The 13,129-nt window shown below is 41.7% G+C and carries 9 protein-coding genes; all 9 read left to right on the top strand.

The genetic code is table 11. The features are described from left to right. The first annotated feature begins 66 nt into the window (after positions 1 to 66). A complete protein-coding gene (locus tag ACXAHI_RS02770; RefSeq protein ID WP_474845753.1) occupies positions 67 to 2,214 on the top strand; it encodes a DNA topoisomerase III in 2,148 nt (715 codons plus the stop codon). 138 nt (positions 2,215 to 2,352) lie between these two features. Next, positions 2,353 to 3,390: an N-acetyl-gamma-glutamyl-phosphate reductase gene (gene argC, locus ACXAHI_RS02775; RefSeq protein WP_474845755.1), complete on the top strand. Its 1,038-nt coding sequence runs from the start codon at positions 2,353 to 2,355 to the stop codon at positions 3,388 to 3,390. A 25-nt stretch (positions 3,391 to 3,415) separates the two neighbouring features. Next, the gene (gene argJ, locus ACXAHI_RS02780; RefSeq protein WP_474845757.1) at positions 3,416 to 4,648 is read left to right on the top strand and encodes a bifunctional glutamate N-acetyltransferase/amino-acid acetyltransferase ArgJ; all 1,233 of its coding nucleotides are present in this window, start codon (positions 3,416 to 3,418) and stop codon (positions 4,646 to 4,648) included. Beyond that, positions 4,611 to 5,453, top strand: coding sequence for an acetylglutamate kinase (argB, locus tag ACXAHI_RS02785; protein ID WP_474845758.1), 843 nt, complete (start codon positions 4,611 to 4,613; stop codon positions 5,451 to 5,453). The genes argJ and argB overlap by 38 nt, the downstream gene beginning before the upstream one ends. Beyond that, positions 5,437 to 6,603: an acetylornithine transaminase gene (locus tag ACXAHI_RS02790; protein ID WP_474845760.1), complete on the top strand. Its 1,167-nt coding sequence runs from the start codon at positions 5,437 to 5,439 to the stop codon at positions 6,601 to 6,603. Before argB ends, ACXAHI_RS02790 begins: the two co-directional genes overlap by 17 nt. Further along, on the top strand, positions 6,600 to 7,679 hold the full coding sequence (locus ACXAHI_RS02795; RefSeq protein ID WP_474845762.1) for a carbamoyl phosphate synthase small subunit: 1,080 nt from the start codon (positions 6,600 to 6,602) through the stop codon (positions 7,677 to 7,679). The genes ACXAHI_RS02790 and ACXAHI_RS02795 overlap by 4 nt, the downstream gene beginning before the upstream one ends. After that, positions 7,666 to 10,857 (top strand): carbamoyl-phosphate synthase (glutamine-hydrolyzing) large subunit, encoded by a 3,192-nt coding sequence (gene carB / locus ACXAHI_RS02800; RefSeq protein ID WP_474845764.1) that lies wholly within the window; start codon positions 7,666 to 7,668, stop codon positions 10,855 to 10,857. Before ACXAHI_RS02795 ends, carB begins: the two co-directional genes overlap by 14 nt. A gap of 13 nt (positions 10,858 to 10,870) precedes the next feature. Beyond that, positions 10,871 to 11,833 carry an ornithine carbamoyltransferase gene (gene argF, locus ACXAHI_RS02805; protein WP_474845766.1) on the top strand — a complete coding sequence of 321 codons (963 nt, stop codon included), beginning with the start codon at positions 10,871 to 10,873 and terminating at the stop codon, positions 11,831 to 11,833. 70 nt (positions 11,834 to 11,903) lie between these two features. Beyond that, positions 11,904 to 13,121: an argininosuccinate synthase gene (locus tag ACXAHI_RS02810; RefSeq protein WP_474845768.1), complete on the top strand. Its 1,218-nt coding sequence runs from the start codon at positions 11,904 to 11,906 to the stop codon at positions 13,119 to 13,121. The last annotated feature ends 8 nt before the right edge of the window (positions 13,122 to 13,129 follow it).

Below are 13,129 nucleotides of genomic sequence, written 5' to 3' on the forward strand. Positions count from 1 at the left end.
CAATGAATACGTGGTAAGCTATACTGAGATAAGGAAAGATTTCATGAAGAAGAAGGGATGTTTAGATTGGAAGCAGTTTGTATTATTGCGGAAAAGCCAGATCAAGGCTCAAGATTAGCCGCTCCTTATCCCTCTGAAAAAAAACAAGGATACATCTATATTAAACCTACACCTGATTTTCCGGGAGGTGCTTATGTAACATGGGCAGTAGGACACCTCTGCGAATTAGTCCCTCCTGAAACCTATAAATCAGAATGGAAGAAATGGTCGTTACAGACTTTACCGATGATTCCAGAGCAATTTCAATATCAAGTTACAAAAAGTAAATGGAAGCAATTCAATGTCATAAAAGACATCGTACATAGGAAAGACGTAGGATCCATTATTCATGCAGGTGATGCCGGTCGCGAAGGTGAATTGATCGTGAGGACGATCTTGAATCAGGTTCGCAGCAAAAAACCGATGAAGCGGCTATGGATATCATCATTAACGGAAAAAGCTGTTAAAGAAGGATTTAGAACATTACGGAGTGAGAGTGATACACGGAACTTGTATTTCGAAGCTTATGCACGTTCTTGCGCAGATTGGGTTGTCGGAATCAACGCATCGAGGGCATACACGCTTTTATTCAAACAGAAAGGAATCCAGGATGTCTTTTCAGCAGGAAGAGTTCAAACGCCAACTTTAGCTTTAGTTGTAAAGCGTGAAAAAGAGATCGCAAACTTCAAATCTGAACCGTTTTGGGAAGTTAAAGGGACATTCGATTATGATGGGCAAAAGGTAGTCGGAAAGTGGATAAAAGAAGATAAGACGAGAATCGATACTCCGGAGATGGCTAAAGCGATCGCCTCTTTTTGTGAAGGTAAACCGTGCAGTGCCAGTGATGTAAAAAAAGAAAGGAAACAATATAAACCTCCTTATCTTTTTCAGTTATCGTCACTCCAATCTGCAGCGAACAAGAAGTATAAGTTCTCACCGAAAAAAACGCTTGATATTGCTCAAAAACTTTACACGAAAGGTATTATCTCATACCCGCGAAGTGATTCAAGTTTTGTAACGACAGAGGAAGCCGCAGAATTTCCATCAATCCTCTCTAAACTCCAGAAGCAAGACGCATATAAAGAGTTTTTTCCATTAGCAAAACAATCCATCATGAACGATAAGCGATATGTGAATGCTTCAAAAGTGAGTGATCACTACGCCATCATCCCAACGGAGCAGGTTCCTAAACTTGAAAAGCTATCTGGTGAGGAGTCAAAAATATATGATCTCATCGCAAGAAGCTTACTCGCTGCACATGAAGATGTCGCAATCGTCGATTATACGGCATTAATAACTTTAGTAGATGATCGTGCAGAATTTGTATCTAAGGGACAAGTGAAAGTTCAAGAAGGATGGCATAAGGTCATAAATTCAACGCAAAAAGACGAAGTTCTACCTCAAATCGACAAAGGGCAGGCAGGGACTGTATTATCCATGGATGTAGTAGAGGGCAAAACGCAGCCTCCGAAACGATTTACAGAGGGTCAGCTCATTACGATGATGAAAACAGCAGGGAAACATCTTGAAGATGAATCGTTAGAAAAAGTGCTTAAAGACACAGAAGGGCTTGGGACGGAAGCCACCCGTGCCGGCATAATAACGATGCTTAAAGATCGAAAATATATTGAAGTCGTAAAAAACCAGGTTTCAGCAACGGATAAAGGAATATTACTCATCGACTCGATCGGAGAAGCAGTACTTGCAAGTCCAGAAATGACTGCAAAATGGGAGCAGAGGTTAAAAGAAATCGGAAGTGGACACGCTTCACCTCAAGCTTTCATGGAATCAGTTAAGAAGCTAGCTGCCAAATTAACAGAAGATGCGATCCGATCTTCAGAGTCATGGGATACGAAAGGGATAACGATCGAACCGTCAACAACGTCCAAGAAAGCCCTCGGTAAAAAAGTAGGGACATGTCCATTATGTGGCTCAGATGTCATCGATAAAGGGAAGTTGTACGGATGTAGCGGTTATTCCAAGAACAAATGCTCATTTACAATATCGAAACGAATCCTTGGAAAACAAGTTTCACAAACAAATGCCAAGAAAATACTTAAAGATGGTAAATCGAATATAATAAAAGGGTTAAAAGGCAAGAAAGGATCCTTTGACGCTGCATTAGTATGGAATGCGTCTGATAAGAAACTAACGTTCGAGTTTGATAGAAAATAGTATAAGCACGCTCCTCATCGAGGGGCGTGCTTTTTTATTGTTTATAAAATATTTTTAAAAAAATCTAAAAATCTATTGTATATATATTCCGGTGTATGTATAATCATTCAATAACAAAGATTTAAGGGAGTTGAAGTAGTGAAAGCAGGTATTGTAGGTGCAAGTGGATATAGCGGACTAGAATTGATACGAATATTGCTTCAACATCCGCACATAAAAATTAATACGATCGTATCTCCATCGAATGCAGAAATGAGAGTGGAAGAAGTGTTTCCACATCTTAAAGATCTTGTTATGGAGGAGTTTGATTCTCTTCAATGTGAGGAGCTTGCAAGTAAGGTAGACGTCGTCTTTTTTGCTACTCCCTCTGGTGTTAGCTCTGAGTCTATCCCAACATTGCTCAAATTAGGTGTCCCTTGTATCGATTTATCTGGAGATTTCAGATTGAAGGGTGAAGGAACATACGAAGAGTGGTATAAACATACATCACCACCAAAAGAGGTGTTAGACCAAGCGGTGTACGGATTGCCGGAATTCTATCGTGAAGATATATCCACAGCTGCTTTAATTGCGAACCCAGGCTGTTATCCGACTGCGACCTTACTTGGTATTCTGCCAGTTCTAAAACGAAAGTGGGGTAACCCGGCTACGTTAATCATAGATGGCAAATCAGGGTTATCTGGTGCAGGACGAAAGATTAGCCAAACAACACATTATTCTGAAGTTAACGAGAACATATCGGCTTATAAACTAGGGAAACATCAGCATATCCCAGAGATTGAACAAATTTTGTCAGATCAAATTGACATGGATAGTCGTGTTACTTTCTCAACTCATCTAATCCCATTAACGAGGGGGATGATGTGCAGTATGTATATTGATTTAACTGAATCGAAAACAACAAGTGACATCATTGAACTATACCGCTCTTATTATGACGATCATCCTTTTATCCGAATTATGCCTGAAGGAAAGTGGCCAACACCAAAAGGAGTATCTGGATCAAACTATTGCGATATTGGATTTTCAGTAGATCCTAGAACAAATCGCTTAACCGTCATTTCCGTAATCGATAACTTGATGAAAGGTGCAGCAGGGCAGGCAGTACAAAATATGAATCTACGCTTCGGATTACCTGAAAAAGCAGGCTTAGAACTTACGCCTGTATTCCCATGATTCTAAATTGAAAGGATTGAAAGATGTGACGATAGCAGTTAAAGAAGAAGGGCAGTTTACTATTTTAGAAAACGGTACAGTGACTTCTCCAAAAGGATATGAAGCGGGAGGGTTTCATGCAGGATTTAAGCGAAAACGTAAAGACCTAGGATGGATAACCTCACACGTACCAGCAGTCGCTGCAGGTGTATTCACGATGAATACCTTTCAAGCACCTCCGCTCAAGGTTACTCAAGAAAGCCTACTTGGTGGAACCTTACAAGGGATCGTGGTCAATTCAGGGAATGCGAACGCATTTACAGGTAAGAAAGGCTTAGAAGACGCATACGAAATGAGAAAACAGTTTGCGAACATCATGAATTTGAAGGAAACAGAAACAGCCGTTACTTCTACTGGCGTTATCGGTGAATACTTGCCGATGGATGCCATTCTTAATGGAATTAATAGAATACCAGACTATAAGAATTCAACGAATGGTAACCAGTTTGCTGAGGCGATTGTTACGACTGATAAAGTTACGAAAGAAGTAGCGGTAACATGTGAGATTGATGGAAAAGAGGTCACGATCGGAGGAGCAGCCAAAGGCTCTGGAATGATCAAACCCAATATGGCGACCATGCTGGCATTTGTTACGACAGATGCAGCTGTGGAACAGAAGGCATTACAATCTGCTCTAAATGACATAACGAATCGAACCTATAATATGATCACTGTAGACGGCGAAACGAGTACGAACGACATGGTGCTCTTAATGGCGAACGGAAAAGCAGCTAACGTGCCGTTAAATAAAAAACATTCAGACTGGTCAACATTTGTTGCCGCTCTAGAATATGTCAGCCAGCAGCTAGCAAAAATGATCGCGAAGGACGGAGAGGGAGCGACTAAGTTAGTTGAAGTTCATGTGAGTGGGGCGGAAACAAAAGAAGGTGCCACAGCGATCGCAAAATCGATCGTTGGATCTAACCTCGTCAAGACTGCAATTCATGGTGCCGATGCAAACTGGGGAAGAATCGTATGTGCGATCGGTTATAGCGGTGAAACAGTTGAGGAAGAATCACTATCCATATCGATCGGACCGATCAACGTCGTCGATCACGGAATCACAACAGCTTTCAGTGAAGAGAAAGCAAAGGAATACTTAGAAAGTGAAACGATTGAAATTCATGTCGATCTTCATAATGGGAACGAAAAAGCCGTTGCTTGGGGGTGTGATCTTTCTTATGACTACGTCAGAATCAATGCATCATACCGAACGTGAGAAAAGCTTTTTTGTCATTAAATGTGGAGGCAGTGTTCTAAGTGAACTACCAGAAAGCTTTTATCATGACATCGTAAAATTAAAAGAAATCTATAGTATTCATCCAGTCATCGTCCATGGAGGTGGTCCGGAGATCTCATCTATGCTCGAGCAAGCCTCAATCGAGACACAGTTCGTAGATGGAATGAGAGTAACTTCTGAAGAGATGGTGGATATCGTAGAGATGGTCCTAAGTGGAAAAGTAAATAAATTACTAGTTAAGAAGATTTACCAAGCTGGTGGGAAGGCAGTAGGAATAAGCGGAGTGGACGGAGCATTGTTTCAATGTGAGATTATCGACCGAGCACTCGGTCGGGTTGGGAAAATCAATAAGGTAGATAAGAAACTGATAACCCAGCTTTCTGAAGGTGGCTATATTCCGATCGTCTCACCAATCAGTATGGACCAAGGAGGAGAAACACTAAATATCAATGGCGATGAAGCAGCATCTGCCGTAGCCAAAGCATTACGAGCCCCTATTTGCCTTGTCAGCAATATACCAGGAATTTATGAAACAGTGAACGGAGAGAACGTTGTTTATCCGAGTCTAGATGAAGAAAAAATTATGGAATTGATCGAGAGTGGCGTTATTTTCGGAGGGATGATTCCTAAAGTAAAAAGCGCATTAGCAGCGTTATCTGAGGAAGTTAGTTCTGTCATTATTTTAAATGGAAAAGAAGAGCAAGCGTTACAAAAAGCCGTCGAGAATCGCTCGATTGGCACCCGAATCGTACGGAAGGAGCTAGAGGATGTCGCATCAAACTAACGTTACAGAAAGCCTTATGAAAACATACAATCGCCTTCCATTAACCGCAGAAAAAGGGTTCGGAAGCTACCTTTACGATACGGAGGGGAAGAAGTATCTTGATTTCACATCGGGTATTGCGACTTGTAATCTTGGCCATCAGCCTTCATTCGTAAAGAAAGCGATCGAGGAGCAGCTGAATATGCTGTGGCATTGTTCAAATCTTTACAATATCCCAAAACAAGAAGAGCTCGCAAATCTTCTTACTCAGAATAGCTGTTTTGACGAAGCGTTCTTCTGTAATAGTGGAACAGAAGCAAATGAAGCGGCGATCAAACTTGTAAGAAAGTCGAGCGGAAAAGAAGCAATCGTGACCTTTTCAAATTCTTTTCATGGTCGAACGTTAGGATCCTTATCGGCGACTGCACAACCGAAGCTTCAGCAAGGGTTCGGATCCATGCTTGAAGGGTTTCATTATCTACCATTCAATGATTATGAAAGCCTCACAATGATCGAAGAGCTAAAGCCAGCCGCTGTGATGTTTGAACTCGTTCAAGGTGAAGGAGGCGTTAGGCCAGCAAACAAAGATTGGATCGATCAGCTCGTTGCTACTTGTAAAAAGCATCATATCCTTCTCGTTGTGGATGAAGTCCAAACTGGTATCGGTAGGACGGGGACGCTATTTGCATATGAACAGTATGGGTTTGATCCGGACGTCATCACACTTGCAAAAGGTCTAGGATCTGGATTTCCGATCGGAGCCATGTTAGCAAAATCGGAAATCGCGACGGCCTTTGGTCCAGGAACTCACGGAAGCACATTTGGTGGCAATCCATTAGCAAGTGCGGCTGGGGTTGCGACTGTGATTGAAGTGATCGACCTTTTGGAAAAAGTGAAAAACGTTTCAGAAACGCTTATGAGTGAATTACAACCATTCATGAAATACCCGACTGTACATGAGGTAAGAGGGAAAGGGCTGCTACTTGGAATCGAAGTAGATCATGCAGCTTCATTCATCAAGACACTTCGAGAAAAAGGCGTACTTGTTTTACCAGCTGGGCCGAATGTAATCAGAATTTTACCTCCATTAAATGTAAGCTACGAAGAGATAAATGAATTTATATTCGTATTGAAGGAAGTATTTGAACTGCAAGGAGAGGATCACCAATGAAGAAAGGATATCTCGTTCTAGAAAACGGTGCTGTGTTCGAAGGCGAACTAACGAATGATGAAGGAGAGGCTTTTGGAGAAGTAGTTTTTAATACGAGTATGACTGGTTATCAAGAAATAGTTTCTGATCCTTCCTATGCAGGACAGATCATTGTTTTTTGCTATCCGCAGATTGGAAACTATGGATTAAATGAGCTGGATAGGGAAAGTGAGGGGCTCTACTTACACGGAGTCGTCACAGGTGAACAGTGTGATATCCCTAGTCATTACTTATCTAAGAACTCATTTTCAAATGGCCTCGAGGAAAAGAAGATTCCTTCCCTTACCGGTGTTGATACGAGAGCTATAGTAAAGCTGCTTCGAGGACATGGGACGATGAAGGGGAAGATCACATCACAAGCTCCCAATGAGATCGAAGAAGATTGGACCTATGACAATGTGTTTGTCCCGTTCGTTTCCATTAAAGAGACAAAGCATTATCCTGCTGGTGGTCCTCACGTGATTTTGATGGACTATGGATATAAGAAATCGATCCTTACATCTTTACTGGATCTTGGCTGTAGTGTAACGGTTGTTCCATATGATACTAGCTATGAAACCATCACCACGTTAAAGCCAGATGGAATTGTATTAAGTAACGGACCCGGTGATCCACAGGACCTATCAGATCAGTTCGGAACCATTAAAAAGATTAGTGAGCAATACCCAACTTTCGGAATCTGTCTTGGTCATCAACTTCTCGCGCTTTCACATGGTGCACAAACGAGAAAGCTTCTTTTTGGACACAGAGGTTCAAATCACCCTGTTAAGCATACAGAGACAGGGAAAGTTTATATCACTTCTCAAAACCACGGTTATGAAGTGGTGAGTGAAAGCCTTGAAAAAACCAATTTCACCGTATCGTTCACGAATATAAATGATGAAACCGTAGAAGGGTTAAAACACAACAAACTCAGCATCCAATCGGTTCAATTCCACCCCGAAGCACATGCTGGACCTTCTGATACCGCGTTTCTGTTCAACTCATTTTTACAGCAAATTTCACAAACAGGAGAACATCACTATGCCTTTACGTAAAGAACTGAAAAAAGTCGTTATTATAGGATCTGGTCCAATCGTGATCGGGCAAGCCGCAGAATTTGATTACGCTGGCACACAGGCGTGTTTGGCACTTAAAGAAGAAGGGATCGAAGTTATTCTTATCAACAATAATCCAGCAACCATTATGACCGATTCTTCAATTGCAGATCGCGTTTATATGGAGCCAATGACGCTTGAATATGTAGAAGAGGTATTGATAAAGGAAAAACCCGATGGACTAATCGGAACACTAGGCGGCCAAACAGGGCTTAACCTTGCCGTTAACTTATATGAAAAAGGAATATTAGAAAAACACAATGTCGAGCTGCTTGGAACTTCAGTCGAGTCGATTCAAAATGGTGAGGATCGTGAAAGATTTAGACAAATGATGATCGACATCGGAGAGCCGGTTCCTGAATCAAAAATCGCTCTTTCAAAAGAAGACGCGTTGACGTTCGCATCGGAAATCGGTTACCCGATTATGGTTCGACCTGCTTATACGCTTGGCGGTGAAGGGGGCGGTTTTGCTGCAAATGATCAGGAATTAGAAGAAATCGTGGAGAGAGGCCTATCCCTTAGCCCAATACATCAAGTGTTGATTGAGAAAAGTATGCTTGGATGGAAAGAAATCGAGTATGAAGTGATGAGAGATAAAAATGATACGTGCATGATTGTCTGTAACATGGAAAACATGGACCCGGTCGGAATTCATACCGGTGATTCAATTGTCGTCGCACCTTCACAGACGCTAAACGATTATCAGTATCAAATGCTAAGAGACGTTTCATTAAAAGTCATTCGAGCACTTGACGTGATCGGCGGTTGTAATATTCAAATCGGTTTACATCCAGAATCGAACGATTACCACATTATTGAGGTTAATCCTCGGGTGAGTCGTTCCTCAGCACTTGCATCAAAAGCAACAGGGTATCCAATTGCCCGTATGGCAGCGAAATGTGCGATCGGTTACACCTTAGATGAATTGCCAAATCCAATAACAGGGAACACGTTCGCAGCATTCGAACCCGCCCTCGATTACCTTGTCGTCAAGCTACCAAGATTTCCATTCGATAAGTTTCCTGAAGGAGATCGTGTGTTAGGAACACAAATGAAAGCAACAGGCGAAGTGATGGCGATTGATCGTAACTTTGAAGGGGCGCTAAATAAAGCGATTCGTTCACTAGAAATCGGACGTTATTCCTTAACTGGTGAACATTATCAAAACTTACAGAATGACGAATTACTTCAGAGCTTAACAACGCCTACAGATGAAAGATTATTCCTTATTGGAGAAGCGTTCAATAGAGGGCTGAGCATTGAAGAGGTAAGAAACCACACGTCGATCGACACATGGTTCCTCGTAAAGATTAAAAAGGTCGTCGATATAGAATTGAAATTGAAACAAACGACTGAACCGTCTACAGAACTGCTTGTTCAATCGAAAAAGCTAAATATTAGCGATGAGTTTATTGCTAAGGCGATTGGAAAAACAATCGATGAGATTCGTACTCAGTGTAAAGAAGTAGGAATTGAGCGAGGAATGAAGCAGGTGGATACTTGTGCAGGTGAGTTTGAAGCCGTCACACCGTATTTCTACTCAACGTATCTGGGAAAAGATGAAGCGGAGAATCAGACTGATGCATCCATTCTTATTCTTGGATCGGGTCCAATCCGAATTGGTCAAGGAGTTGAATTCGATTATTGCTCTGTGCATGCCACTCTCGCAGTTAAAAAATTCGGTTACCGCGCTGTCGTTATGAACAACAACCCAGAAACTGTGAGCACAGATTACTCTATTGCTGATCGTTTATACTTTGAACCTCTTGCAATTGAAGATGTGCTAGCGGTTATTGAAAAAGAAAACATTGTGGGAGTAGCCGTTCAGTTCGGCGGTCAAACTGCAGTCAACCTTGCGGAGGAATTGCATGAAAGAGGTATTCCAGTCCTCGGTACGCCTGTTGAGAACATTAATAAAGTAGAAGACAGAGATCAGTTTTATAAGCTTTTAGATTCCTTAACCATTCCTTATGTTGAAGGGAAAATGGCATATGATCCTGAAGAAATGGAACAGTTAGCAGCTGATTTAACGTTCCCAATCATCATTAGACCTTCCTACGTAATCGGTGGACAGAATATGTTTATTATTAGAACGATGGATGAACTGAAGCGGTATACGAAAAAACTTGGCACAAGTTCAAAGAAAATGTGGCCGTTTCTATTAGATCGGTTCGTTGAAGGGACAGAGTGTGAAGTAGACGTCATTTGTAATGGCGAAGAGATCGCGATCCCAGGTATAATGGAGCACCTTGAACGTGCTGGCGTTCACTCTGGAGATAGCACCGCTATCTATCCACCAATCTCGTTAACGGATGAACAGAAACAAGTGATCACCACCTATTCAGAAAAGCTATCGAAGGCGCTTCAATGCAGTGGACTCATGAACATTCAATTTGTCATTAGCGAAGATACGATCTACGTGTTGGAAATCAATCCACGAGCTTCAAGAACGGTGCCGTTAATGAGCAAAGTGACGAATGTTCCAATCGTCGAATGGGCGATTGAAGCGCAGTTAAATATCGGAAGTAAGCTTCCTGAACAAGGATTATTAAAAGAACAGCTGTATTACACCGTTAAGTTTCCGATATTCTCAAACGGTAAGTTGAAAAACGTGGATCATGTGCTAGGGCCGGAGATGAAATCAACAGGTGAAGTGCTCTCTGTCGCTTCAACGGTTAAGGAAGCATTAAGTAAGGCGATGATCCCTACAGTTAAATCTAGGCTTCCAAAAGCGGTTCTATGTTCAATCAATAACGAAACGAAAGACGCCGCTCTTCCGCTACTTGATGAGCTCACAAAAAAAGGCGTCACATTATATGCAACTCCTGGTACACACAGCTTTCTAGAGAGTGAAGGCGTTCAGTCTATAAAAGTTGAGAAGAATTTAACAGCGATTGAACAACTGATCAGCAAGGAGGTTGAAGCAATTATTTCGATTCCAACTATCGGTCGTGAGAAAAATCGCTTAGGTTTCCAAATCAGAGCGTTAGGTACACGTTACAAGATTCCATGCTTCACACACTTAGACACGCTTCAATTGATTACGTTAGGCGAACAACAGAAAACAAGCGTTACATCTATTCAAGAATGGCACGATCTTAAACACGTTACACAATAGGAAGGATGAGAATATGATTCAAACATACGAACAGCAAATTGAAGAAAGCTTAAAAGGAAAAGATTTCATAACGATCAATGAGTTATCAACTGAAGAACTATTATATATCCTAAAAGTCGCAGAAGAATTAAAAGGTTTACAAAAACAAGGCATTCCACATGAAGAGCTGAAAGGGAAGGTCCTTGGGATGATTTTTGAAAAATCTTCAACGAGAACTCGCGTCTCATTTGAGGTAGCAATGCTGCAACTAGGAGGTCATGCTCTCTTTCTAAGCTCAAAAGACATTCAGCTAGGGCGAGGGGAGTCAGTTGTTGATACAGCCAACGTGTTAGCTGGCTATCTCGATGGTGTGATGATTCGTACGTATGCACATGAAACGATTGAACAGTTCGCAGAGGCATCCAAGATTCCAATAATTAACGGACTTACAGACCTCCATCATCCAGCCCAAATCCTAGCAGACCTTCTTACGATCGTAGAGAAGAAAGGATACTTAAAGGGCCTAAAAGTAGCGTATTTTGGAGATGGAAACAATGTAGCTCATTCCTTGATCGAGGGAGCTGCAAAAGTAGGAATGCATTTTACGATCGCATGTCCAGAGGGTTATGAACCAGATGAAACGATCGTATCGCAAGCGAAAGAAACTGCAATAGAAACGGGTTCTATTATTGAAGTAACGTCTGATCCACAGCTCGCGATCCAAAATGCTGATGTGATCATAACTGATGTATGGGCGAGCATGGGGCAGGAATCTGAGCAAGAAGAGCGTGAAGGCGTCTTTGCACCTTATCAAGTCAATGAAGAGCTATGTATAAAAGCGAATGAAAATTACATCTTTATGCACTGCCTTCCAGCACACCGCGGAGAAGAAGTTACGGCAGGCGTTATAGATGGTCCACATTCCGTCGTTTACCAGGAAGCAGAAAATCGACTTCATGCACAAAAAGCACTTTTGAAAATTTTATTAAAAAATTGATTTTTTTTGATGCAATTTGAATAAATATACGTTAGTATATATATTAATACAGAAATAGGGAGTGGATCACATGAGTAAAGAGAAACTGATTCTTGCTTATTCCGGAGGACTAGATACATCGATTTCAATAAAATGGCTTCAAGAGAAATACGACTATGAAGTGATTGCTCTTGGACTTGATGTTGGTGAAGGTAAAGATCTAGAAACTATAAGAGAAAAAGCGTTGAACGTTGGCGCTTCGAAAGCATATATGATCGAAGGTAAAGAATTACTTGCAGAAGAATATCTGCTACCAGCACTAAAAGCAAATGCACTATATGAAGGGAAATACCCGCTGTCTTCCGCTCTTTCACGTCCTCTAATTTCAAAGCTTCTTGTAGAAGTAGCAGAAAAAGAAGGCGCAACAGCAGTAGCACATGGATGTACCGGAAAAGGAAATGACCAAGTGCGTTTTGAAGTTTCCATTCAAGCGCTGAACCCGAACCTAAAAGTCATTGCGCCAGTTCGTGAGTGGGGCATGACACGTGATGAACAGATTGCCTATGCAGAAGAAAAGGGGATTCCGGTTCCTGTAAAGCTAGATAACCCGTTCTCAATCGATGCGAATATCTGGGGCCGTGCATGTGAAGCAGGTGTCCTTGAAGATCCTTGGGCGGAAGCACCTGAAGCAGCATTTGATTGGACGGCACCACTCGAAATGACGCCTGATGTACCAGAGTACATCGAAATCGACTTTGAGGAAGGACGCCCAGTCGCATTGAATGGTGAGAAGCTAGGGTTCGTCGATTTAATCGAGAAGCTTAACATCATCGGCGGCAAACATGGAATCGGCCGTATCGATCACATCGAAAATCGTCTTGTTGGGATTAAATCTAGAGAAGTGTATGAAAACCCAGGTGCGCTCATCTTAATCAACGCTCATAAAGAGCTTGAGTTTTTAACACATACACGTGAAGTATCTCAGTTCAAAACAACGATCGATCAACAAATGTCAAAGCTGATCTACGACGGTTTATGGTATTCACCGCTTCGTCAAGCGCTAGAAGGGTTCATTAACGAAACGCAAAAAGTAGTGAGTGGGAAAATACGTATCAAACTACACAAAGGAACGAATACCGTCGTTGGACGCAAATCAGAGAATTCCCTCTACAACGAACAGTTAGCTACTTATCTTAAGGGAGACATGTTCGATCATGAGGCAGCAGTAGGATTTATTAAGCTGTGGGGCTTACCAACGAAAGTAAACGCTGAAGTTCACAAAAAGCAAAAGCAAAAAGTCCATCAATAAGGAGATGT

Source organism: Anaerobacillus sp. ABD4_527 (assembly GCF_056160805.1).